This is a genomic window from Enterobacter sp. BNK-22 (genome assembly GCF_048684805.1).
In the GTDB taxonomy this organism is placed as follows: domain Bacteria; phylum Pseudomonadota; class Gammaproteobacteria; order Enterobacterales; family Enterobacteriaceae; genus Enterobacter; species Enterobacter quasiroggenkampii.
This window is the reverse complement of the sequence record NZ_JBLQTT010000001.1, coordinates 2013941-2038748: the sequence shown is the minus strand read 5'-3', so window position 1 is coordinate 2038748 and position 24808 is coordinate 2013941. Positions and strand designations below refer to the sequence as shown.

Below are 24808 nucleotides of genomic sequence, written 5' to 3'. Positions count from 1 at the left end.
CAAAAAGGCTAGCGATGAAGCTTCCCGTGATCCCGTAACCACGCCGCCGTGCGCATAATCCCTTCATCCAGCGTAACAACCGGTTTATACCCCAGCTCATTCTCCGCCCGCGAAATATCCAGCGTGAAGTCAAAGTTGAGTTTAGAGACGCCGTAATGCGTCAGCGCAGGCTCTTTGGCTGTTTTACTGCCAAAGCGCTCCATGCTGCGGGCAATCATATCCAGCATGGGATAGGGAACAGAACGGATACGGCAGTCGATCTGCAGCTCGTCGATCAGCCGCTGCACAATGCTGCGCAGCGTGCAGGGTTCGCCATTAGTGATGTTATAGGCGCGACCGGAGATCAGCTTATCGCAGTCCGGCTGGCTGGCCAGCCACATGGCGTGAACGGCATTTTCGTAATAGGTCATATCCACCAGCGCATCGCCGCCGCGCGGCAGCAGCACGCTGCCGTAGTGGTGCATCATCTGCGCCAGACGGGGAATAAATACCTTGTCGTGCGGCCCGAACAGGCTCTGCGGACGCAGGACCGTAAAGCGGGTATGCGGGTTTGACTGCGCCAGCAGGTCAATGACCTCTTCGCTGGCCGCCTTGCTGCGGGCAAATTCACAGGCAAAGCGGGCAGGGCGGAAATCTTCCTGCACGTCGCGATGGTGGTGATAGTCGAAATAGAGTGACGGTGAAGAGATATGAATAAAGTTACGCACGCCCCAGGCAACGGCCCATTCACCCAGACGGCGGGTGGCCCGCACGTTGGCGAGATCGAAGGCTTCCTGGGTCCCCCACGGGGAGGTAAAACTGGAACAGTGCCATAGCGTGTCGATACCGGCGAGCATCACCTTCGCCTGCGAGGAGACGAGCTCCGTCAGGTCGGCATGGACGAACTCTGCGCCCATTTTTTGCAGCAGTTTACCCATCGCTTCGTTGCGACCGGTAGCCCTGACGCTGATGCCTTTATTGCGCAGAAATTCGACCGCATTTCGGCCTAAGCCGCTGGTCGCCCCGGTAACCAGTACCTTCATAGCTATCCACTGTGTTGAAAAGAATTTCGTGCGCATTCTTTCGTGAATTACGGCGCTATGCAATGGGAAAGGTGAAAGAAAGAGAGTTTTATTTAGATCTTTTCCGTCTTTTGTTCTGCCCGTTGCGCAATGCGTTTCGCCATGCCCCGGAAGATAAACAGGTGGGCAGGTATCATCAACAGCCAGTAGAACAGACCCGGCATTCCGTGCGGATGCCACCATGCGCGGACGTCCAGTTCACGATGATCGCCTTTGTCTTTCAGGGTAAAGCAGAGTCGGCCCAGCCCCGGGGCTTTCATGCCGAACAGCAGCGCCAGCTGTTTTTCCGGCTCGACAATAATCACCTTCCAGCTGTCAACCGCGTCACCCACCTCAAGATACGGGCGTGCCGGGCGGCCTTTTGCCAGCCGGTGGCCCACCAGCAGGTCCATTGCCCCGCGCGTTTGCCAGAGGAGATTACCGAAGAAATACCGTTCTTTGCCGCCAATCTGGTTCACCACCTCCCACAGTGCGGCCAGGCTGGCGCCGGTTTTCACCGTACAGCCCGCCTGTTTCGGGTAATAACCATACTCCGGCCGCCAGCGGGCAAAGGCCTGGGCGTCGTAGCCCCAGTCGCTGGAGTTCACCAGCTTTTCTTCTTCCTTGAGCGTGTTGCGCACGGCATCGTCAAAGCGGATCAGGTCCTGAGGAATTAAGGCGCGCAGCGCGCGATCGTCGGCCAGTAAATCATGCTTCAGCCCCTGAATAAGCGCTTTGGCGGTCGTCGGCGGCACCGAGGTGATGACATTCAAAAACCACACCGAAATCCAGCGGGTCGGGAAGGGAATGGGGATCAGCCAGCGGCGGCGTCCGCTGACGCGCATGAAATGTTCGAACTGCTCCTGATAGCTCAGCACGTCCGGGCCTGCCGCCTCAAGCACGCGGTGTTGCTCCACCGGATGATCCAGCAGGGCCACCAGATAATGCAGCAGGTTCTCCAGCGCAATCGGCGTGGTGCGCGAACGGACCCAGCGCGGCGGCGTGAGCACCGGCAGGTTGTAGACCATATCGCGCATCACTTCGAAGGCGGCAGAGCCTGCGCCGACGATGATCCCGGCGCGCAGTTCGGTGACGGGGATATTGGCCCCCCGCAGGATGTCCGCCGTCAGCTGGCGGGCGCGCAGGTGATCGGACTGCTCGTGTTCAGGTGCCTGGAGTGAACTGAGAAAAATCACCTGCTTCACCGGGGTTTGCAGCAGGGCATCGCGGACATTCATCGCCACCTGACGCTCGTGGGCGATAAAATCCCCGCCTTCGCCCATGCTGTGCACCAGGTAGTAAAGGGTGTCGACCCCGTCCAGTAGCGTGGGAAGTGACTTCGGCCAGTTGAGGTCAACGTTGTGACAGGTAACGCCCGCTAAACTGAGTTTTTGCAGGCGTTCGGTGTTGCGTGCCGCAGCCAGCACCTGGTGCCCCTGCTGGCTTAACGCCGCGGTGAGATGCTGACCGATATACCCGCTGGCGCCGAGCACCAGAATGCGTTGCGGCACGTGATGCTCCTTATCGCTGTAAAAACGCCTGCCAGTGTTTCACCACGTCGGTCAGCTGCTCGCGGCTGACGTCGAGATGCGTGACCAGACGCACGACAGGCGAGGCGTTGATCAGCACGCCACGTGCTTTCATGAACTCGCCAAGCGCAGCGGCGTGGTCATTGCCCACGCGAACGAACAGCATGTTAGTGTCGTGGCGCATCACGTCGGCGCCAATTTCACGCAGCTGCGCCGCCATCCACGCGGCGTTGTCGTGATCGTCCTTCAGACGCGCCACGTTGTTTTTCAGGGCATACAGCCCCGCAGCTGCCAGAATACCCGCCTGACGCATGCCGCCGCCGGTCATTTTGCGCCAGCGGTTGGCACGCTTGATGTAGTCCGCATTGCCGACGAGCAGGGAACCCACTGGGGTACCTAGCCCTTTAGAGAGGCAGATGGTGAATGAGTCGCAGTATTGCGTAATCTCTTTCAGCTCGCAGCCGTACGCCACCACGGCGTTGAAGATGCGCGCGCCGTCCACGTGCAGGCCCAGCCTGCGTTCGCGGGTAAACTCCCATGCGGCTTTCAGGTATTCGCGCGGCAGCACTTTGCCGTTGTGGGTGTTTTCAAGGCTGAGCAGCCTGGTGCGGGCGAAGTGAATATCATCGGCTTTGATTTTCGCCGCGACCTTGTCGAGCGGCAGAGTGCCGTCCGGCGCGGCGTCAATCGGTTGCGGCTGAATGCTGCCGAGCACCGCGGCACCGCCGGCTTCGTAAAGGTAGTTATGCGCGCCCTGGCCGACAATGTACTCTTCACCGCGCTCGCAGTGGCTCAGCAGCGCCACGAGGTTAGCCTGCGTGCCGGTGGGCAGGAACAGGGCGGCCTCTTTTCCGCTCAGCTCTGCGGCATAGCGCTGCAGTTCGTTTACCGTCGGGTCGTCGCCGTAGACGTCGTCCCCGACCGGGGCGGCCATCATCTCTTCGAGCATGGCGCGACTCGGGCGGGTAACGGTATCACTGCGTAAATCAATCATGGCATGTCCTTATATTTAAAAAGGCGATGCCAGATGTTTTACCTGAGCCAGTTGGTTTTTGCCAGTTCGATCACCTCGTCACCGCGCCCGCTGATGATGGCGCGCAGCATGTACAGGCTAAAGCCTTTGGCCTGCTCAAGCTTGATCTGCGGCGGGATCGCCAGCTCCTCTTTGGCGACGACCACATCCACCAGTACCGGGCCGTCGATGGAGAAGGCGCGCTGCAGGGCTTCATCCACCTCGGAGGCTTTCTCCACGCGGATGCCGGTGATGCCGCAGGCCTCGGCGATGCGGGCAAAGTTGGTGTCGTGCAGCTCGGTGCCGTCCGTCAGATAGCCTCCAGCCTTCATCTCCATCGCCACGAAGCCCAGCACGCTGTTGTTAAAGACCACGATTTTCAGCGGAAGCTTCATCTGCACCACCGACAGGAAATCGCCCATCAGCATGCTGAACCCGCCGTCGCCGCACATCGCCACCACCTGGCGCTCCGGCGCTGTCGCTTTTGCGCCCAGCGCCTGCGGCATGGCGTTGGCCATCGAGCCGTGGTTGAACGAGCCGAGCAGACGGCGCTTGCCGTTCATTTTCAGGTAGCGTGCCGCCCAGACGGTTGGCGTGCCTACGTCGCAGGTGAAAATGGCATCGTCGTCCGCGAAATGGCTGATCTGCTGCGCCAGATACTGCGGGTGAATGGCTTTGTCGCTCGGTTTGGCGAGATCGTCCAGACCCTTGCGGGCATCGCGATAGTCGCTTAGCGCTTTATCGAGGAACTTGCGATCGGTTTTCTCTTCCAGCAGCGGCAGCAGGGCGGCAAGGGTGGATTTGATGTCGCCCACCAGCGCCATATCGACCTTGCTGTGCGCGCCGATGCTGGCCGGGTTGATATCAATCTGAATGATTTTGGCATCCGTCGGGTAGAACGCGCGATACGGGAACTGGGTGCCGAGCAGGATCAGCGTGTCGGCGTTCATCATGGTGTGGAAGCCGGAAGAAAAACCGATCAGTCCGGTCATGCCCACGTCGTACGGGTTATCGTATTCGACGTGCTCTTTGCCGCGCAGGGCGTGGACGATCGGCGCTTTCAGCTTACCGGCAAATTCCAGCAGCTCCTTGTGCGCGCCCGCGCAGCCGCTGCCGCACATCAGGGCGATATTGCTGGCGTAACGCAGCAGCTGCGCCAGTTTTTTCAGCTCCTCCTCGGCTGGCGTTACCACCGGCTGCGGCGCGTGATACCAGTGGGTGCTGGCCCCTTCTGGCGCAGCCTTGAGGGCTACATCGCCCGGAATAACGACCACCGAAACGCCGCGATTCAGCACGGCCTTGCGCATGGCTATCGCCAGAACCTGCGGGATCTGCTCCGGGGATGAAACCAGTTCGCAATAGTGGCTGCATTCACGGAACAGCTCCTGCGGATGCGTCTCCTGAAAATAGCCGCTGCCGATTTCGGACGAGGGGATGTGGGCGGCAATCGCCAGCACCGGCACGTGATTGCGGTGGCAGTCGAAGAGGCCGTTGATCAGGTGCAGGTTACCCGGCCCGCAGGATCCGGCGCAGACGGCCAGTTCCCCGGTAAGCTGCGCTTCAGCGCCTGCGGCGAACGCGGCAACCTCTTCATGGCGGGTCGGCATCCATTCGATGGTCTTCATCTTGTTAAGGCTGTCGCTGAGTCCGTTCAGGGAATCGCCGGTGACGCCCCAGATACGTTTTACACCAGCCTGTTCGAGCGTTTTCGCTATATATGCAGCCACGGTTTGTTTCATGGTTGTCCGTCTCCTTTTTGTGATAACGCTTACAAGCTTAGAAGAAAGTCTCCGTATTGCCCGTCAAATCCCCCCAATTAAAAGGTGCTTTTCACGCGCAATTATTCGGCATAATCTGGTGATACTTCAGTGAAAACAGGAATCATTTCAAATGGTTAAATCATTGTTAATTGCTGTTAATGAAAAGCTATCGTGCGACGATCTTGGCAAACTCTTGTTACGACTTGCCGTCGGCGGGCTGATGCTCTTTCACGGTTTGCATAAGCTGTTTGGTGGGGTGGGCTTTATCAGCGGCATGCTGGTGGAGAAAGGGCTGCCGGGGTTTATTGCCTACGGCGTGTTGATTGGCGAAGTGGTGGCGCCGATCCTGATTATTGTCGGGCTCTTTACGCGCCCGGCCGCGCTGGTGCTGGCGTTTACGATGATCGTGGCATGGCTGATGGTGGGAATGGGGGAAACGCTCGCCCTTGATAAGGTTGGCGCATGGGCGATTGAAAGCCTGGTGTACTTCTTTATCGGCTCGCTGGCGGTGGCGTTTTTAGGCGCAGGGCGGTTTGCGCTGGGGAAAGCACCTGCGTGGCGGTAGGCCGGTTGTAGGCCGGGTAAACGCAGTGCCACCCGGCAAAAAGCCCGGTGGCGCTGACGCTTACCGGGCCTACGATCGAAAGCATAACCTTTATGCGAGGACCAAATCCCCCTGCGGATGGCACGAGCAAGCCAGCACGTAACCCTCGGCAATTTCCGCGTCGGACAGCGTCATGGTGCTGGTGACGGTGTACTCCCCGGAAACCACCTTCGTTTTACAGCAGCCGCACACCCCGGCGCGGCAGGCCGCTACCACCGGCACGTGGTTGCTTTCCAGCGCCTCCAGCAGCGTGGTCCCCACGCGGCCAAAGAAGGTCTGCGCAGGCTGCAGTTTGGTAAACGTAATCCCGCTGGTTGCTGCTTCCGCCACCGGCGTGAAAAACTGCTCTTTGAAGAAGCGGGTCACGCCGAGCGCTTTCACGTCTTCTTCCACGATAGCCATGTACGGCGCCGGGCCGCAGGTCATCACCGTACGGTTCGCGATATCCGGCACGCTTTGTAGCAGATCGCGGCTCAGGCGACCGGGCACAAAACCGTGCGTCGCGTTGTGCTCAGCCACCAGCGTCACCGGGTAATCACGCCACTCCTCGGCAAAAATGACATCGTCCGGAGAGCGCACGCTGAAGATCACCTGCACGTCGGCCTGCGGGCGGTGTTTGGCCAGCCAGCGGCGCATTGACATAATCGGCGTTACGCCACAGCCTGCCGCCAGCAGCAGGAATTTCTCTTCCGCTTTGTCGTCACAGGTGAACTCACCCTGCGCATCGGACAGCCAGATATAATCCCCGCGCTTCACGTCCCGGGTCAGCCATTCTGAACCGGCTCCGCCTTCAATGCGACGGACGGTAAGCGTGATGTACTCGCTCACGCCCGGCGTGGAAGAAAGGGTGTAGGCGCGCAGGGTGTCTGCCGAATGGCGAACGCTAACCAGCGCATACTGACCCGCACGGTACGGATAGTAGTCGTGGCACAGCAGCGACAGCGTCCACACATCCGGCGTCTCCTGATGGATGTGATGAACCTGCATGCGCCACGGGCAGTGTGAGGTTGGCATGGTCATGAGTTACTCCTTACGCGCTCAGCAGCTGCTTCATATCGTCTTCAACGTTGGTCACGGAGCGCAGACCGAATTTTTCATTGAGCACTGCCAGCAGGTCCGGCGTCAGGAAGCCTGGCGCGGTCGGGCCAGTCACGATGTTAGTCACGCCCAGAGAGAGCAGGGTCAGCAGGATGACAATCGCTTTCTGCTCAAACCACGAGAGCACCAGCGACAGCGGCAGGTCGTTCACGCCGCAGCCCAGTTTCTCCGCCAGGGTAACGGCCAGAATGATGGCCGAATAAGCATCGTTACACTGGCCCGCATCGATCAGGCGCGGCAGACCTTCGATGTCGCCGAAGTCCAGCTTGTTGAAACGGTATTTGCCGCACGCCAGGGTCAGGATCAGGCAGTCTTCCGGCACGCGGGTGGCGAAATCGGTGAAGTAGTTACGCTCGCCGCGCGCGCCGTCGCAGCCGCCGACGAGGAAGATGTGGCGCAGCTTTTCACGGCTGACGAGGTCAATCAGCGAATCGGCGGCACCGAGCAGGGTTTCACGACCGAAGCCGACGGTGATCAGATGCGGGATCTCGCTGTACGGGAAGCCTGCCATCTGCTGCGCTTGCGCTATCACCGGACCGAAATCGTCACCTTCAAGATGACTCACGCCCGGCCAGCCGACGATGCTGCGGGTCCAGATGCGGTCGTCATACGCGCCCACGGTCGGGTCGATGATGCAGTTAGAGGTCATCACGATAGGGCCAGGGAAGCGGGCAAATTCCACCTGCTGGTTCTGCCAGCCGCTGCCGTAGTTACCGATCAGGTGCTTAAATTTACGCAGCTCCGGATAGCCGTGCGCCGGCAGCATTTCACCGTGGGTATAGACGTTAACGCCGGTGCCTTCGGTCTGCTTCAGCAGGTTGTAGAGATCTTTCAGGTCATGACCGGAGATCAGGATACATTTACCCTCGGTCGCTTTGACGTTGACCTGCGTTGGGGTCGGATGGCCGTAGGTGCTGGTTTCACCGGCGTCCAGAATGCTCATCACCCTGAAGTTCATCTGCCCGATTTCCATCGAGCATTCCAGCAGCGCGTTCATATCGGCAGGCCAGGTGCCCAGCCACGCCATGATTTTATGGTATTGCGCGTAAATGTCGTTGTCGTATTGACCGAGCACGTGCGCGTGCTCCATATAGGCTGCCGCGCCTTTCAGGCCGTACAGGCACAGCAGGCGAAGGCCGAGAATGTTCTCGCCAATCGCCGCTTTGTCTTTATTCGGCGTGAATTCTGCCGCCTGACGCTGCAGCTCGCCCAGATCGTCACTCACCAGCTGAAGGTCTGACATCGGGTTTTCCACGCGGGCGCTGGCGTCCGCCTTCAGACACTGCGCCTTCAGCGCTTCACGCAGGGCAATGGCTTCGCGGGCATAGCCAACAATGCGCGGAGAGTCGAAGTTAACGTTGGTTAGCGTGGAGAAGAAGGCGCGCGGGGCGAAGCTGTCGACGTAGTGGTCGATGATGCCATATTCGCGGGCTTTAAACGCCCATGCGGAAAGGCCTTGCAGGGCCGCAATCAGCAGGTCCTGAAGGTCAGATGTTTCTGCGGTTTTGCCGCACATACCCTGTGCGTAAGAGCAGCCATTGCCTGCCGGGGTACGGATGGTTTGTTCACATTGCACACAAAACATAATCACACCTGTTAAAGTTATATTTAATATACATGTTTAAGGTTATGCCTGTGCCAGAACGGTGAAAAGGGCTTTTTACTACAAAATAGAGGGAGATTGATTTAGCGCAATTTTGGCGGCAGGAACCCTACCGCCAAAGAAGTATCAGGCCGAGAAGACGGCCATCAGAACCGGAACCAGCAGGCTTAAAATAAAGCCGTGAACGATGGCGGCGGGCACCATCTCCAGCCCGCTAGAGCGTTGTAACACTGGCAGGGTAAAGTCCATCGACGTCGCGCCGCACAGGCCCAGCGCGGTAGAGCGGCTGCGGCGAACCAGTCCCGGGATCAGCATTATGGCGATCAGTTCACGCGCCAGATCGTTAAAGAAGGCGGCGCTGCCGATCACCGGACCGAATGATTCGGTCAGCAAAATACCGGAGAGGGAATACCAGCCAAAACCTGACGCCATCGCGAGGCCGGTTTTCAGCGGCAGGTCGAGAATAAAAGCGTTAATCACGCCCGCCACCATGGAGCTGGCGATAACAATGACCGCGACCATCATTCCCCGACGGTTCAGAACAATTTGCTTCAGCGTCATGCCATTATTTCGCAGCTGGATACCGATTAGGAACAGCAGGAAGATCAGCGTATATTCACTGGCCTCTGTTGCGTGCTGTAAAAACGCCCAGCTGGTCAGCCCAAGCAGAAAACCGAGCACCACGACGCCGCACAGTTTTAATGATTCCAGCGCCATCGCAATTCGGGAAGGCAGCTTTTCCTGATGATGATGGTTTTTCCACGGAACGGTGCGCTCAAGCCAGAATAATGCGGCGATATTACACAGCAAAATAACCACCACGGTGACCACCGAATAATGCAGGATGGAAAGCAAATTCGTCGCCAGATTATCCAGGAAGGCCAGGCTTATCCCCATAAAGAAAAGAATGACGTAAACAATCCAGCTGAGAAAACGGTTGATGAGCCGTAATGCGGATTCTCTGTGCAGCGGAATAAGGTAGCCCACAATCAGGGGCAGCAGAATAATGAGGAGTCCTGAAAACATGAACAGCCGGTCCTTTTGAGTATCTGTTGAGCGCCAGAGACACTACCCAATAAAGGCTGTCAGGTAAAGGAGCAATAAAAAAGCCGGGTGGCGGCTGCGCCTTACCCGGCCTACAAGTGCACTTTCACGTAGGTCGGGTAAGCGTTAGCGCCGCCCGACACCGCGCGCAATTAATCGCGTTTTTCCAGCAGGGTGCGGTACAGCACGCCACCCAGGATACCGCCGATAATCGGCATGACCCAGAACAGCCACAGCTGCTCAAGCGCCCAGCCCCCCTGGAAGATGGCGACGGCGGTACTGCGTGCCGGGTTAACGGAGGTGTTGGTGACCGGAATCGAAATCAGGTGAATAAGGGTCAGCGCCAGACCAATCGCAATAGGGGCGAAGCCTGCTGGCGCGTGTTTGTCGGTTGCGCCGTGGATCACCAGCAGGAAGCCTGCGGTCAGCACAATTTCAATCACGATGGCAGACAGCATGGAATAACCGCCCGGAGAATGCTCGCCGAAGCCGTTAGAGGCGAAGCCGCTGGCCGCCGCGTCGAACCCGGCTTTACCGCTGGCAATCACGTACAGAACGCCCGCTGCGATAATACCGCCAACCACCTGGGCGACAATATAACCAATCACCTCTTTCGCCGGAAAACGACCGCCGGCCCATAAACCTAACGTTACTGCCGGGTTAAAATGACCGCCGGAAATATGCCCCACGGCAAAGGCCATGGTTAATACGGTCAAACCAAATGCCAGCGCGACGCCGACAAAACCGATACCTAATTCCGGGAATGCTGCTGCCAGAACGGCGCTACCGCAGCCACCAAATACCAGCCAGAATGTACCAAAGCATTCTGCAGCCAATTTTCTAAACATAACCACCTCAAATAATTTTCCGCACGCTTTCCCGCGCACGGGATATATCGCCATAAAGGGATGACGACTCAAAGAGTCCGTATTTTAAAAACCAACAACACCCCTTCGCCACTTAAATAAATTCGATTAATTTGATTTAAGGCAATGTGATGTCAATCCTTGTTCAAATCAGCGGTAAATAGAGCATAGACCAATTCTCGCCACGGTGAATGTTGTGCTGTCGTGACAGGGCGCCTCCCGCTATACTGCTGATAACTTAAAGGAAAAAGTGATCATTGCGCGGGGGATTTATGCTTCTCGAACGTGTGGAAATTGTCGGGTTTCGCGGTATTAACCGCCTGTCGCTGCAGCTGGAACAGAACAACGTCCTGATCGGCGAGAACGCGTGGGGTAAGTCCAGCCTGCTGGATGCGCTGACGTTACTGCTTTCGCCCGAAGACGATCTGTATCACTTCGTTCGCGACGACTTCTGGTTCCCGCCCGGCGACGTGACGGGGCGCGAGAAGCACCTGCATATCATCCTGACGTTCCGCGAATCCGAGCCCGGACGGCATCGGGTGCGTCGCTTCCGCCCGCTGTCACCCTGCTGGGTGCCGTGCGATGACGGCTTCCACCGGATTTTCTATCGGCTGGAGGGTGAAATGGCGGAAAACGAGGGCGTGTTGACCCTGCGTGATTTTCTTGATGAGAAAGCCAGTCCGATCCCGCTGGACAATATTGACGATCTGGCCCGCCACCTGATCCGCCTGACGCCGGTGTTGCGCCTGCGCGACGCGCGTTTTATGCGGCGTATTCGTAACGGTACCGTCCCGAATATGCCAGAAGTGGAAGTTACCGCCCGCGAACTGGATTTTCTGGCAAGAGAGCTGGTGTCGCGTCCGCAAAATCTGACCGATGGTCAAATTCGTCAGGGGCTGTCCGCGATGGTACAGCTTCTGGAGCACTATTTTTCCGAGCAGGGGACGTCGGAGTCGCGCCATCGCCTGATGCGCCGCCGCTCTCATGACGAGCAGCGCAGCTGGCGCTACCTCGATATCATTAACCGGATGATCGACCGGCCCGGCGGTCGTACCCATCGGGTGATTTTGCTGGGGCTGTTTTCAACGCTTCTGCAGGCCAAAGGCACCGTTCGTCTTGACCGGGACGCCCGGCCGCTGCTGCTGGTGGAAGACCCGGAAACGCGCCTGCATCCCATCATGCTCTCCGTGGCATGGCACTTGCTGAACCTGCTGCCGCTCCAGCGCATTACGACCACCAATTCCGGTGAATTATTATCGCTAACGCCGGTAGAGCACGTCTGTCGTCTGGTGCGTGAATCTTCCCGCGTCTCCGCCTTCCGCTTAGGTCCGGGGGGATTGAACGCGGAAGACGGGCGGCGCATCGCGTTTCATATTCGCTTTAACCGCGCGTCGTCGCTCTTTGCCCGCTGCTGGCTGCTGGTGGAAGGCGAGACGGAAACCTGGGTCATCAACGAACTGGCGCGCCAGTGCGGCCACCATTTTGATGCGGAAGGCATTAAGGTGATTGAATTTGCCCAGTCGGGATTAAAGCCGCTGATAAAATTTGCCCGCCGGATGGGGATCGAGTGGCACGTTCTGGTCGACGGTGATGAGGCGGGCAAAAAATATGCCTCCACCGTACGCAGCCTGCTGAATAACGAGCGAGAAGAAGAGCGCGACCATTTAACCATGCTGCCCGCCATGGACATGGAGCACTTTATGTATCGTCAGGGGTTCGACGACGTATTCCACCGAATTGCCATGGTGCCGGTCGATGTCCCGATGAACATGCGGCGCGTGATCGCCAAAGCTATTCATCGTTCTTCAAAACCGGATTTAGCCATTGAAGTGGCAACGGAAGCGGGGAGACGGGGCGTGGAGGCGGTGCCGACCCTGCTGCGGAAGATGTTCTCCCGCGTGCTGTGGCTGGCACGCGGGAGAGCGGATTAACGTTGAGTCGCCTGGTTCACCTGCTGAATCAGGCTATCCAGCAGCGCGTAGCGGCGGCGATATTCGGAACGCTTTTTGCTCGCGATCTCTTCCATCGGTTTGCGCGGCATGACGAGGGGCAGCATAAAGTTGCCGCTATCCTGCTTTTCACCGCCGATGGAGATCCAGAAACTGTCGTAATCGGCCAACAGTTTCCCCTCTTTTTTCTTGCGGTAGCGCCAGCTGCGATAAATATGGGTGTCGTTACTGACGGCGACAATCTGTTCTACCGGGAAGGCGGTGCCGAGCGTCATGGCGGCTTCGACCAGCAGACGTTTCGGGAACAGACCATGGCAGGCCTTCGTCGCGCCCTGGATCAGCTCATGGGGAACGTGGGCTTTTGCGCCCTGCAGGCCGCCGATAAACAGCGTCGATTTTCCCTCAAACTGGCACAGGGTGAAGGTCATCTCGGCCAGCACCGTATTCTGATGGTCGCAGAAGGCGAGGGTGGCTTCCCCTTCTTTATCCAGAAACGCATCGGCGCACAGGCGGACGGTAAATTGCTCTTCATCTTTACCGGTTAAGGTGAGCAGCGTGAAGCCCTTTTTCGACAGATAGCCCGAGAGCAGCGATGCCGGCATATGGCGGCTCATCGTTTGATAGTGCCAGTTAAGGGACTCAAGGGCCTGCTGGCGATTCATATTCACCGTCAGCCAAGGGCGATGCAGACGGCACGGCAGTCCTGGCTGTACCTGCAGCATTTGCATCAGGCTCGGCTGTTTTGCAAGGCTCGTCAACAGGCGAGCGGTACTTACAGGCGTCGCCAGCGAACGTAGCATGAATTTACGTCGATAGGCGGGGTTTTGCCACGCCAGCCCTGGCGTGAGCTTACCGGAAGCCAGATGACTGAAGAGCTGCCAACCCGATGCAGGCTGTGGCAGGTTTGAAAAAGGTGTATCGACGATGGAAGACATGTTAGATCCTGCTTCTTGATGAAGATTTCCATTTCAGCAGGCGAACGTTCAACGTCTCGTAAACAAATTGTGACGATTTCGGAGAACAGGGGTTTCGTTGAGGAGTCGTTTAGATAGAATCAGCATTTATCATTGCCAGAACATTTATTTGGAATATTTATGAACCTCAAGGGAAAACGCAGAACGCTGTTTCTGCTGCTGGCGGTCGTGGTGTTAGCCGGTGGATACTGGCTATGGCAGGTGCTGAATGCGCCAGTGCCGCAGTATCAGACGCTGATTGTTCGCCCGGGCGAACTGCAGCAAAACGTCCTCGCGACGGGCAAGCTTGATGCCCTGCGCAAGGTTGACGTCGGCGCGCAGGTCAGCGGTCAGCTGAAAACGCTGTCGGTTGAGATTGGCGATAAGGTGAAAAAAGGCCAGTTGCTCGGCGTGATCGATCCTGAACAGGCTGAGAACCAGATCCGCGAGGTGGAAGCCACGCTGATGGAGCTGCGCGCGCAGCGTGCGCAGGCGCAGGCAGAGCGTAACCTGGCCCAGGTGACGCTGACCCGTCAGCAGGCGCTGGCCAAAACCCAGGCGATCTCGAAGCAGGATTTAGACACGGCCACCACGGAACTGGCGGTGAAGCAGGCGCAGATTGGCACGATTGACGCACAAATCAAACGCAACCAGGCCTCGCTGGATACGGCAAAAACCAACCTCGACTACACCCAGATCGTGGCGCCGATGGCCGGTGAGGTCACTCAGATCACCACGCTGCAGGGGCAGACGGTGATTGCCGCGCAGCAGGCGCCAAATATTCTGACGCTGGCGGACATGAGCACCATGCTGGTCAAAGCCCAGGTCTCCGAGGCGGATGTGATCCATCTGAAGCCGGGGCAGAACGCCTGGTTTACGGTGCTGGGCGACCCGCAGACGCGCTACGAAGGCGTGCTGAAGGACATTCTGCCGACGCCGGAAAAAGTGAACGACGCCATCTTTTACTATGCCCGTTTTGAAGTGCCGAATCCGAAGGGCGTGCTGCGTCTCGACATGACCGCGCAGGTGCATATCCAGCTGACCGGTCTGAAGAACGTGCTGACCATTCCGCTCTCTGCGCTGGGTGAATCCGCCGGGGAGAGCCGCTATAAAGTGAAAGTGCTGCGCAACGGCGAAACGCGCGAGCGCGAAGTGGTGATTGGTGCGCGCAACGACACCGACGTGGTGGTGGTGAAAGGGCTGGAAGAGGGCGAGGAGGTTGTTGTCAGTGAAAGCCTGCCCGGAGCCGCGAAATGACGGCATTGCTTGAGCTGAAGGACATTCGCCGCAGCTATCCGTCGGGCGATGGCCCGGTGGAGGTGCTGAAGGGCATCTCCCTTCGGGTAGAAGCGGGCGAGATGGTGGCGATTGTCGGGGCATCGGGTTCCGGTAAATCGACGCTGATGAACATTCTCGGCTGTCTGGATAAGCCGACCAGCGGGACCTATCGCGTGGCTGGAACGGATATCTCCACGCTGGATGGCGACGCGCTGGCGAAGCTGCGTCGGGAGCACTTCGGCTTTATCTTCCAGCGTTACCATCTGCTTTCTCACCTCAATGCCGCGCAGAACGTGGAAGTTCCGGCGGTCTATGCGGGCGTCGAGCGGAAAAAACGGCTCGAACGCGCGCAGATGCTGCTGACGCGTCTGGGGCTGGCGGAGCGGGTGGAGTACCAGCCCTCGCAGCTGTCCGGCGGCCAGCAGCAGCGCGTGAGTATTGCCCGCGCCCTGATGAACGGCGGGCAGGTGATCCTCGCGGATGAGCCAACCGGCGCACTCGACAGCCATTCCGGCGAAGAGGTGATGGCGATCCTGCACCAGCTACGCGATCAGGGGCATACGGTCATTATCGTGACCCACGATCCGCAGGTGGCGGCGCAGGCGGAGCGAATCATTGAGATCCATGACGGCGAGCTGGTCAGCAACCCGCCGCCGCGTGAGTCCAGGGCTGCGGCGCCGAAAGAAGTGCTTCCGGCATCAACCGGATGGGGGCAATTTTCCAGCGGCTTTCGTGAAGCGCTGACCATGGCCTGGCTGGCGATGGCGGCCAATAAAATGCGTACCCTGCTGACCATGCTCGGCATCATCATCGGTATTGCCTCGGTGGTGTCGATTGTGGTGGTGGGCGATGCGGCCAAGCAGCTGGTGCTGGCCGATATCCGCGCAATCGGCACCAATACCATTGACGTCTATCCCGGCAAAGACTTCGGGGACGACGAGCCGCAGTATCAGCAGGCGCTGAAATACGACGATCTGGCGGCCATTCAGAAGCAGCCGTGGGTCAACTCCGCCACGCCTGCGGTGTCGCAGAATCTGCGCCTGCGGGTGGGCAATGTTGACGTGGCGGCCAGCGCGAACGGCGTCAGCGGGGATTATTTCAACGTCTACGGCATGACCTTCAGCGAAGGCGCCACCTTCAACGCCGAGCAGCTGGCGGGCAGGGCGCAGGTGGTGGTGCTGGACGCGAATTCGCGCAGACAACTCTTCCCCAATAAAGCCAACGTGGTGGGCGAAGTGATCCTGGTCGGCAACATGCCTGCCACGGTCATCGGTGTGGCGGAAGAGAAACAGTCGATGTTTGGCAGCAGCAAGATCCTGCGCGTCTGGCTGCCCTATACCACTATCTCCGGGCGGATTATGGGGCAGTCCTGGCTTAACTTCATCACCGTACGCGTGAAGGAGGGCTACGACAGCGCGCTGGCCGAGCAGCAGCTGGAGCGGCTGTTAACCCTGCGCCACGGAAAGAAGGATTTCTTCACCTGGAATATGGACGGCCTCTTGAAAACGGCGGAAAAGACCACACGTACTCTTCAGCTGTTCCTCACGCTGGTGGCGGTGATTTCGCTGGTCGTCGGCGGTATCGGGGTGATGAACATCATGCTGGTGTCGGTAACCGAACGTACACGGGAGATTGGCATCCGCATGGCGGTCGGGGCCAGAGCCAGCGACGTGCTGCAACAGTTTTTGATTGAAGCCGTGCTGGTGTGTCTGGTCGGCGGTGCGATGGGGATTGCGCTCTCGATGATGATCGCCTTCGCGCTCCAGCTCTTTTTACCCGGCTGGGAGATTGGCTTCTCGCCGGTGGCCATTATTACCGCATTCTTGTGTTCGACCTTTACCGGCATTTTGTTTGGCTGGTTGCCCGCCCGCAACGCGGCGCGGCTGGATCCGGTGGATGCGCTGGCTCGGGAATAACCCGAAAATAAAAATGCCAGCCGATCGGGCTGGCATTTTGACTGCGGGATGTACACAATAAAACAGAGAGCTATGCAACCGTCTCTGCTTCAATGGGGACGATAAGGCTTGCATGATTGCCTTTTGGTCCCTGGTGTACATCGAACCGGACGGACTGCCCGGCTTTGAGCGTTCTGTAACCATCCATCTGAATGGTGGAATAGTGAGCGAAGATATCCTCGCCGCCGCCTTCGGGGCAGATGAAGCCAAACCCTTTGGCGTTGTTGAACCACTTAACAGTACCCATTTCCATGCTTCGACATCCTTCGTAAATCTTATAAGTTAAGATGGAATGAACCGGTGGTGGAGTGGGGGCTGTTCAAAACCTCGCCATCTCACGCTTGTACAATTTAGAGAAACGAAAGAAGTCGTCAAGCGTTTGGCGCTGGAGATGGGACAATAATCAACCAAAGTTTGAAGCAGTTAACGCTATTGCAACAGTTTGTGACAGACATCGCGGATGACAGTAATAGATGATTGTTATCTAACATCTGAGGTAGATTCAAAGTGGTTATGCAAAATGGGTAAGACCAACGACTGGCTGGATTTTGACCAGCTGGCGGAAGACAAAGTGCGTGACGCGCTAAAACCGCCATCTATGTATAAAGTTATGTTAATGAACGATGATTACACGCCGATGGAATTTGTTATTGACGTGCTACAAAAGTTCTTTTCTTATGATGTAGAACGTGCAACGCAACTGATGCTTACCGTTCATTATCGTGGCAAAGCTATCTGCGGCATCTTCACTGCCGAAGTGGCGGAAACCAAAGTGGCGATGGTGAACGACTATGCGAGGGAGAACGAGCATCCGTTGCTGTGTACGCTGGAAAAGGCCTGATAAGGCATAAAATTGGGGGAGGTGCCTATGCTCAATCAAGAACTGGAACTCAGTTTAAACATGGCTTTCGCCAGAGCGCGTGAGCACCGACATGAGTTTATGACCGTCGAGCATTTACTGCTCGCACTGCTTAGCAACCCATCTGCCCGCGAAGCGCTGGAAGCCTGCTCCGTGGATCTGGTGGCGCTACGTCAGGAACTCGAAGCCTTCATCGAACAAACCACACCGGTGCTGCCAGCCAGTGAAGAGGAGCGCGACACGCAGCCGACGCTCAGCTTCCAGCGTGTGCTGCAGCGCGCGGTATTCCACGTCCAGTCTTCCGGACGTAGCGAAGTGACTGGCGCAAACGTCTTAGTCGCCATCTTCAGCGAGCAGGAGTCACAGGCTGCCTATCTGCTGCGCAAACACGAAGTCAGCCGCCTCGATGTGGTTAACTTTATCTCTCACGGAACGCGCAAAGACGAGCCTAACCAGGCATCGGATTCCAGCAATCAGGTCAATAACAATGAAGAGCAAGCAGGCGGGGAGGATCGTATGGAAAACTTCACCACCAACCTTAATCAGCTTGCTCGCGTTGGCGGTATCGACCCGCTGATTGGTCGCGATAAAGAGCTGGAGCGCGCGATCCAGGTGCTGTGCCGTCGCCGCAAGAACAACCCGCTGCTGGTAGGGGAATCTGGCGTGGGTAAAACCGCAATTGCCGAAGGGCTTGCCTGGCGCATTGTGCAGGGCGACGTGCCGGAAGTGATTGCCGACTGCACCATCTACTCGCTGGATATCGGCTCGCTGCTGGCGGGCACGAAATACCGCGGTGATTTTGAAAAACGCTTCAAGGCGCTGTTAAAACAGCTGGAGCAGGACACCAACAGCATCCTGTTTATCGATGAGATCCACACCATCATCGGCGCAGGTGCGGCTTCCGGCGGCCAGGTGGATGCGGCTAACCTGATCAAACCGCTGCTCTCCAGCGGCAAGATCCGCGTGATTGGCTCCACTACCTACCAGGAGTTCAGCAACATCTTTGAGAAAGACCGTGCGCTGGCGCGCCGCTTCCAGAAAATCGACGTGACCGAACCGTCCGTCGAGGAAACGGTGCAGATCATCAACGGCCTGAAGCCGAAGTACGAAGCGCACCACGACGTGCGTTATACCGCGAAAGCGGTGCGTGCGGCGGTGGAGCTGGCGGTGAAATACATCAATGACCGTCATCTGCCGGATAAGGCGATTGACGTGATTGATGAGGCAGGGGCGCGTGCGCGCCTGATGCCGGCCAGCAAGCGTAAGAAAACCGTTAACGTGGCGGATATTGAGTCCGTGGTGGCCCGCATCGCGCGTATCCCTGAGAAAAGCGTCTCTCAGAGCGACCGCGACACGCTGCGCACTCTCGGCAATCGCCTGAAAATGCTGGTCTTTGGTCAGGATAAAGCCATTGAGGCCTTAACCGAAGCCATTAAGATGGCCCGTGCCGGGCTGGGGCATGAGCACAAGCCTGTCGGTTCCTTCCTGTTTGCCGGCCCGACCGGCGTGGGGAAAACCGAGGTGACGGTTCAGCTCTCCAAAGCGCTGGGCATTGAGCTGCTGCGCTTTGATATGTCCGAGTATATGGAGCGTCACACCGTCAGCCGTTTGATTGGTGCGCCTCCGGGCTATGTGGGCTTTGACCAGGGGGGCCTGCTCACCGACGCGGTGATCAAGCATCCGCACGCGGTACTGCTGCTCGATGAAATCGAGAAAGCGCACCCGGACGTGTTCAACATCCTGCTTCAGGTGATGGACAACGGGACGCTGACCGACAACAACGGGCGCAAGGCGGACTTCCGTAACGTGGTGCTGGTGATGACCACCAACGCCGGGGTACGTGAAACCGAGCGTAAATCTATCGGCCTGATCCACCAGGATAACAGCACCGATGCGATGGAGGAGATCAAGAAGATCTTCACGCCGGAGTTCCGTAACCGTCTGGACAACATCATCTGGTTCGATCACCTGTCTACCGAGGTGATCCACCAGGTCGTGGACAAGTTCATCGTCGAGTTGCAGGTTCAGCTGGATCAGAAAGGCGTGTCGCTGGAAGTGAGCCAGGAGGCCCGCAACTGGCTGGCCGAGAAAGGCTACGACCGTGCGATGGGCGCCCGTCCGATGGCGCGTGTGATTCAGGACAACCTGAAGAAACCGCTGGCGAACGAGCTGCTGTTTGGCTCGCTGGTGGACGGCGGCCAGGTGACCGTGGCGCTGGACCAGGCGAAGAACGAACTGACGTACGATTTCCAGAGTGCAGCGAAGCACAAGCCGGAAGCGGCTCACTGAGTGAGTTGAACGTTAATGTTAAAAACCGGGCGAATGCCCGGTTTTTTTATGCCTGCTTTTCTTCCTCTCCCTGTGGGAGAGGGTTGGGGTAAGGGCAACAGTCCGCCCTAAAATACATCTTTCCGCAGAGCCACATTAAAGCCAGAAATAAAAAAGGCCGGGATTAACCCGACCTTTTAAATATTCATCTGCCATTACAGGCGAAAACAATTAGCGACTACGGAAGACAATGCGGCCTTTGCTCAGGTCGTACGGGGTCAGTTCAACAGTCACTTTGTCGCCCGTCAAAATGCGGATGTAGTTTTTGCGCATTTTACCGGAGATGTGCGCAGTTACCACGTGACCGTTTTCCAGCTCTACGCGAAACATGGTATTAGGCAACGTATCAAGTACGGTACCCTGCATTTCAATATTGTCTTCTTTGGCCATCTAATCCTCTGGGGTATCACTACCAAGTTTTGAACCGGCAAGATAATGCCGAAATTCATCAATTAAGTAAAGAATTGCGCGATTAAAACGCAGCAAAACAGTTTCGGCGCATTGCCCAAGCGTCACGGTACAACCGAACAGGAAGCGCATTCGTAAAGGGGAGACAACAGGATAAACGTCAGGACGTTATCTGAAGCGAGGGTCCCAAACGGCGGCGGGGCAACAGGCAGAAGCTACTCTGCGGCATAATTATAACACCCTCACAAAAAATATGCGGAAAACATTTAGGCATTGGGCATAAAGAGCGTTCTCGGTATCCAGAAGTCGCGAGGGAGCTTCTCCTGACGACTGGCATCCAGATGCTCGATGTACTGGCGTCTCGGGATCTCAACGGCGCCGAGGGAAGCCGTATGCTCGTTAAGCACCTGACAATCGATCAGGCGTCCACCGCGCTGGGCAAATGCCTGGCTGAAGACCAGCAGCGCCGTTTTCGAGGCATTCACCGCGCGGGAGAACATCGACTCGCCGCAAAACAGCGTCCCCTGCGCCACGCCATACATGCCGCCGACGAGTGCTCCACCGTCCCATACCTCGATGGAGTGAGCGTAGCCAAGCTCATGAAGCTGGTGGTAGGCGGTAATAATATCGCGGGTTATCCATGTTCCCTCAAAGCGGTCTTCGGCACAGCCTTCAATGACCTGTCCAAAGGCGTGGTTCAGGGTGACGCGGTAGGGGGATTTCGCATGGAAACGCTTCATGCTGCGGCTCAGGTGAAACTGCTCTGGCCACAGCACGGCACGCGGATCGGGAGACCACCATAAAATGGGGTCGCCGGGAGAAAACCAGGGGAAGATTCCGCGCTGGTACGCCATCAATAGCCGCGCAGGGCTGAGGTCACCGCCAAGGGCCAGCAGCCCATTGGGCTCACGCAGCGCCCCTTCCGGAGAAGGGAACGCGATATTATGACGAGAAAGCTGGACCAGGCGCATGACAGCAAAACTCCAGTACGCGAGTGAGGACGCTACAAATATAGTCTACAGACGCTGTTTAAACTGGTAGTAGCGACCCTGTTTCGCCAACAGCTCTGCGTGACTACCTTGCTCAATAATGTGTCCGTTGTCCATCACAATTATCCGATCAAAACTCGACAGTCCACGCAGGCGGTGCGTGACCATCAGGACGGTTTTACCGGTCATGACATTGGCCAGCAAATCAAGGATTTGGCTCTCGGTCGTGGCATCCAGCCCTTCGGTGGGCTCGTCAAGCAGCATCAGCGGCGCATCGTGCAGCAGCGCGCGCGCAATCGCCAGGCGGCGCAGTTCACCGCCGGAGAGTTGACGACCGCCTTCGCCCAGCCAGCTGTTCAATCCCTCGTCCTCAAGCAGCTTATGCAGACCGACCTGTTCCAGCATGGCGCGAAGCGCATCATCCGTGGCCTCTGGGGCTGCCAGCAGCAGGTTATCGCGCAGGGTGGCGCTGAACAGATGCACGCGCTGCGGAACGACGCTGACCGTTTTGCGCAGAGCCTGCTCGCTGAAATCAGTCAGCGACGTGTTATTAAAACGAATCTGGCCGCGCTGCGGATCCCAGGCGCGGGTCAGCAGCTGCAGCAGCGTCGATTTACCGCAGCCGGTACGGCCGAGGATCGCAATCCGCTGACCGGCATTAACAGAAAGGGTAATACCGTCCAGCGCGTTCTGCGCCTGTTTGTCGTAGGCGAAAGTGACATCTTCCAGCGTCAGCGCAACCTGCTCAGGTACAGCTGTCTGCCCGGCACTGAACGTGACTTCAGGTTTCTGCTCGGCAATCTGCGTGATGCGCAGGGCAGAAGCGATGACCTGTCCCAGATGCTGGAAGGCGCCCGTCACCGGGGCCAGCGCTTCAAACGCGGCCAGCGCACAGAAGACGAAAAGGGCAATAAGCGGACCCGGCTGTGTATTTCCCCCGATATCGCCGGAGGCCAGCCACAGCATGGCTATCACCGCCACGCCGCCGATCAGCATCATCAGCGCCTGAGAGAAGGCCGTCAGTTCCGACTGGCGGCGCTGAGCCTCATGCCAGTTCAGCTCCGTGCTTTCCATCCGCGCGCGGTAGCGCTTGCTGGCACCAAAAATGGTCAGCTCCGCCTGCCCCTGAAGCCAGGCAGTCAGCTGCTGGCGGTAGTCCCCGCGCAGGCGCGTCAGGTTCTCCCCGGTGGATTTCCCGGCGCGGTAAAACAGCGGCGGCAGAATGATAAGCGTCAGCAGCATGATCCCACCCAGCGTCAGCGCAACGGGGACATCCAGAACAGACAGCCCCAGCGTGACCACCACAATCACCACAAACGCGCCCACGATCGGGGAAATCACCCGCAGGTAAAGGTGATCCAGCGTGTCGACATCCGCCACCACGCGGTTAAGCAATTCTCCCTGACGAAAACGCGCCAGCCCGGCAGGGGAGAGGGGCAGCAGTTTGCTAAAGGTATAGATACGCAGGTGCTGCAGTACGCGGAAAGTGGCGTCGTGGCTGACCAGCCGTTCGAAATAGCGTCCGGCAGTACGGGTGATGGCGGTACCTCGAACCCCGGCAGCCGGAAGCATGTAGTTGAAGCTGTATAATCCGGCGAACCCCGCGACAGCCGAGGCCGACAGGAACCAGCCGGAAAGCGTGAGCAGGCCGATGCTGGCGAGCAGCGTGACAATAGCCAGCACAATCCCCAGCGTCAGCATCCATTTGTGGCGCTTATAGAGCGCCAGGTAAGGCAGCAGAGCGCGCATCAGATATCCTCCTGACGGTTCGCCAGCAGGGTAGCAAATGGCCCCTGGGCGGCAACGAGAGAGGCGTAATCGCCTTGCTCAACAATACGGCCGTTTTCCATGACCCAGATCTGGTCCCAGTCGGCAATCCCTTCCAGCTGGTGGGTGACCATCAGGGTGGTTTGCTGCAGGGAGGCGGCGTTAAGCGCTTCCATGACGCGCTGCTCGCTGTGTGCGTCAAGGCTGGCTGCAGGCTCGTCCAGCAGCATCAGCTGGCATGGGTTGAGCAGCGCGCGGGCAACGGCCACACGCTGCGCCTGCCCGACCGACAGCCCGGCGGACTGGTCGCCGACAACGGTATCCACCCCTTGCGGCAGCAGCGGCAGAAACTCACTAACCCAGGCGCGGTCGAGAACCGATTGCAGTTCATCTTCACGCGCGTCCGGGCGCGCCAGAAGCACATTTTCGCGCAGCGTAGCGGCGGGAAGCTGTGGGTTTTGGCCTACCCAGCTGAGCTGTTTACGCCATGCGTCAGGGTCGAGATTGCGCAGTTCGGTTTTGTTGATCCGCAGTGAACCGGTGTAGGCCATAAAACCGGACAACGCGTTCAGCAGAGAACTTTTCCCGGAACCGCTGATGCCGACAAGGACCACGCGTTGTCCGGCAGGTAAGGTAAAGTTCAGCGGACCGGCGAGCACTTTGCCTTCGGGCGACAGAATGGAAAAGTCCTGCGCTTCAATGGTCACCGGATCTTTCGCATTCAGCGTCACGTCACCGCGCTCCGGGTGGGCCAGCGGCGTTTCCAGGAACGTTTTAAGGCTATCGGCGGCGCCAACCGCCTGAGCTTTGGCGTGATAGAAAGTTCCCAGATCGCGAAGCGGCTGGAAAAATTCCGGCGCCAGGATCAGCGCCAGGAAACCGGCGGAAAGGGTCACCGCCGTGCCGTAATGGCCGAAATCCAGCGCACCGAGGTAGGAGAAGCCGAAGTAGACCGCCACAAGGGCAATCGACAGCGAGGTGAAGAATTCCAGAACGCCTGAAGACAGGAAGGCGAGGCGTAGTACTTCCATGGTGCGCTGACGGAAGTCCTGTGACGCCAGGCGAATATTTTCGGTTTCCGCTTCACCGCGGCCAAAAATGCGCAATGTCTCCATACCACGCAGACGATCGAGGAAATGACCGCTTAAGCGACCCAGTGCGAGGAAGTTACGGCGGTTAGCATCCGCAGCCCCCATCCCGACCAGCGCCATAAACAGCGGGATCAGCGGGGCGGTGCCCATCAGAATCAGCGCCGCCATCCAGTTCACCGGGAAGATGGCGATCACGATCAGCAGCGGAACGAAGACGGCAAGGGCCATCTGCGGCAGATAGCGCGCGTAGTAGTCATGCATATCGTCAATCTGCTCAAGGATCAGCGTCGCCCAGCTACCGGCCGGTTTACCCTGGATCCACGCGGGCCCGGCTTCCTGAAGCCTGTCGAGCACCTGACGGCGGATCTCGTAGCGGATGTGCTGTCCGGCGTGAAAACCGACACGCTCACGCAGCCACACCACCCAGGCGCGCAGGATAAAAATCAGGATCAGGACAATAAAGGGCAGCAGGAGCGCTTCGCGTGGAATGTTCTCCATGATCATGTGATTAAGAATGCGGGCCAGCAGCCATGCCTGGGCAACAATCAACAGACCGCTGACGAAACCCAAAAGACGGGAAATCGTAAGCCAGCGGCGGGAAAGAACGCTTTGCTGTTTCAGCCAGCGTGTTAACTCTTGTTGACGGGTTTTTTCCATTGCGTACTTTGCAGGTGA

The 24808-nt window shown here is 58.0% G+C and carries 20 protein-coding genes; 6 read left to right on the top strand and 14 right to left on the bottom strand.

Annotation, left to right across the window (positions count from 1 at the left end):
- Window positions 1-8 precede the first annotated feature (8 nt).
- From ACMGGE_RS09620 to poxB, 4 genes are all read right to left on the bottom strand, one after another.
- Window positions 9-1022: an NAD-dependent epimerase/dehydratase family protein gene (locus ACMGGE_RS09620; protein ID WP_032649241.1), complete on the bottom strand. Its 1014-nt coding sequence runs from the start codon at window positions 1020-1022 to the stop codon at window positions 9-11.
- Window positions 1023-1114: 92 nt separating this feature from the next.
- Complete coding sequence (locus tag ACMGGE_RS09615) at window positions 1115-2551, bottom strand: DUF2867 domain-containing protein (protein ID WP_420293699.1); 1437 nt, start codon at window positions 2549-2551, stop codon at window positions 1115-1117.
- 10 nt (window positions 2552-2561) lie between these two features.
- Window positions 2562-3563, bottom strand: a complete 1002-nt coding sequence (ltaE, locus tag ACMGGE_RS09610) for a low-specificity L-threonine aldolase (protein ID WP_248221075.1) — start codon at window positions 3561-3563, stop codon at window positions 2562-2564.
- A gap of 38 nt (window positions 3564-3601) precedes the next feature.
- A complete protein-coding gene (poxB, locus tag ACMGGE_RS09605; protein ID WP_023343670.1) occupies window positions 3602-5320 on the bottom strand; it encodes a ubiquinone-dependent pyruvate dehydrogenase in 1719 nt (572 codons plus the stop codon).
- Window positions 5321-5471: 151 nt separating this feature from the next.
- Between poxB and ACMGGE_RS09600 the strand changes: the two genes are divergently transcribed.
- The gene (locus ACMGGE_RS09600; RefSeq protein ID WP_045908406.1) at window positions 5472-5906 is read left to right on the top strand and encodes a DoxX family protein; all 435 of its coding nucleotides are present in this window, start codon (window positions 5472-5474) and stop codon (window positions 5904-5906) included.
- A 90-nt stretch (window positions 5907-5996) separates the two neighbouring features.
- Here the strand turns inward: ACMGGE_RS09600 and hcr are convergent, their stop codons facing one another.
- The 4 genes from hcr to aqpZ form a co-directional block, all read right to left on the bottom strand.
- A complete protein-coding gene (hcr, locus tag ACMGGE_RS09595) occupies window positions 5997-6965 on the bottom strand; it encodes an NADH oxidoreductase (RefSeq protein ID WP_420293698.1) in 969 nt (322 codons plus the stop codon).
- 10 nt (window positions 6966-6975) lie between these two features.
- Window positions 6976-8628 (bottom strand): hydroxylamine reductase, encoded by a 1653-nt coding sequence (gene hcp / locus ACMGGE_RS09590; RefSeq protein ID WP_111966990.1) that lies wholly within the window; start codon window positions 8626-8628, stop codon window positions 6976-6978.
- Between the two features lie 144 nt (window positions 8629-8772).
- The gene (locus ACMGGE_RS09585; protein ID WP_420293697.1) at window positions 8773-9672 is read right to left on the bottom strand and encodes a lysine exporter LysO family protein; all 900 of its coding nucleotides are present in this window, start codon (window positions 9670-9672) and stop codon (window positions 8773-8775) included.
- 170 nt (window positions 9673-9842) lie between these two features.
- Window positions 9843-10538: an aquaporin Z gene (gene aqpZ, locus ACMGGE_RS09580; protein WP_008499998.1), complete on the bottom strand. Its 696-nt coding sequence runs from the start codon at window positions 10536-10538 to the stop codon at window positions 9843-9845.
- Between the two features lie 290 nt (window positions 10539-10828).
- On the opposite strand from aqpZ, the gene ACMGGE_RS09575 reads away from it, so the two are divergent.
- On the top strand, window positions 10829-12487 hold the full coding sequence (locus ACMGGE_RS09575; RefSeq protein ID WP_048222285.1) for an ATP-dependent endonuclease: 1659 nt from the start codon (window positions 10829-10831) through the stop codon (window positions 12485-12487).
- On the opposite strand, the gene ACMGGE_RS09570 is transcribed toward ACMGGE_RS09575, so the two are convergent.
- The gene (locus ACMGGE_RS09570) at window positions 12484-13440 is read right to left on the bottom strand and encodes a VirK/YbjX family protein (protein WP_048027158.1); all 957 of its coding nucleotides are present in this window, start codon (window positions 13438-13440) and stop codon (window positions 12484-12486) included. The two genes, ACMGGE_RS09575 and ACMGGE_RS09570, sit on opposite strands and share 4 nt — an antisense overlap.
- Before the next feature lie 159 nt (window positions 13441-13599).
- Here ACMGGE_RS09570 and macA point away from each other — a divergent pair, with 159 nt between their 5' ends.
- The gene (gene macA, locus ACMGGE_RS09565) at window positions 13600-14715 is read left to right on the top strand and encodes a macrolide transporter subunit MacA (protein WP_045908400.1); all 1116 of its coding nucleotides are present in this window, start codon (window positions 13600-13602) and stop codon (window positions 14713-14715) included.
- On the top strand, window positions 14712-16652 hold the full coding sequence (gene macB, locus ACMGGE_RS09560) for a macrolide ABC transporter ATP-binding protein/permease MacB (RefSeq protein ID WP_420293696.1): 1941 nt from the start codon (window positions 14712-14714) through the stop codon (window positions 16650-16652). The genes macA and macB overlap by 4 nt, the downstream gene beginning before the upstream one ends.
- A 70-nt stretch (window positions 16653-16722) precedes the next feature.
- On the opposite strand, the gene cspD is transcribed toward macB, so the two are convergent.
- Window positions 16723-16944 carry a cold shock-like protein CspD gene (cspD, locus tag ACMGGE_RS09555; RefSeq protein ID WP_008499993.1) on the bottom strand — a complete coding sequence of 74 codons (222 nt, stop codon included), beginning with the start codon at window positions 16942-16944 and terminating at the stop codon, window positions 16723-16725.
- Window positions 16945-17211: 267 nt separating this feature from the next.
- Between cspD and clpS the strand changes: the two genes are divergently transcribed.
- The gene (clpS, locus tag ACMGGE_RS09550; RefSeq protein ID WP_006174393.1) at window positions 17212-17532 is read left to right on the top strand and encodes an ATP-dependent Clp protease adapter ClpS; all 321 of its coding nucleotides are present in this window, start codon (window positions 17212-17214) and stop codon (window positions 17530-17532) included.
- A 27-nt stretch (window positions 17533-17559) separates the two neighbouring features.
- A complete protein-coding gene (gene clpA, locus ACMGGE_RS09545; protein WP_014831269.1) occupies window positions 17560-19839 on the top strand; it encodes an ATP-dependent Clp protease ATP-binding subunit ClpA in 2280 nt (759 codons plus the stop codon).
- A 210-nt stretch (window positions 19840-20049) separates the two neighbouring features.
- Here clpA and infA read toward each other — a convergent pair whose 3' ends face one another.
- The 4 genes from infA to cydD form a co-directional block, all read right to left on the bottom strand.
- Entirely contained in the window at window positions 20050-20268 is a 219-nt protein-coding gene (infA, locus tag ACMGGE_RS09540; protein WP_002211347.1) for a translation initiation factor IF-1, read from the bottom strand.
- Window positions 20269-20552: 284 nt separating this feature from the next.
- Window positions 20553-21257 carry a leucyl/phenylalanyl-tRNA--protein transferase gene (aat, locus tag ACMGGE_RS09535; RefSeq protein ID WP_045908398.1) on the bottom strand — a complete coding sequence of 235 codons (705 nt, stop codon included), beginning with the start codon at window positions 21255-21257 and terminating at the stop codon, window positions 20553-20555.
- A 45-nt stretch (window positions 21258-21302) separates the two neighbouring features.
- A complete protein-coding gene (gene cydC / locus ACMGGE_RS09530) occupies window positions 21303-23024 on the bottom strand; it encodes a heme ABC transporter ATP-binding protein/permease CydC (protein ID WP_420293695.1) in 1722 nt (573 codons plus the stop codon).
- Entirely contained in the window at window positions 23024-24790 is a 1767-nt protein-coding gene (gene cydD / locus ACMGGE_RS09525) for a heme ABC transporter permease/ATP-binding protein CydD (protein WP_048027181.1), read from the bottom strand. The genes cydC and cydD overlap by 1 nt, the downstream gene beginning before the upstream one ends.
- Window positions 24791-24808 lie beyond the last annotated feature (18 nt).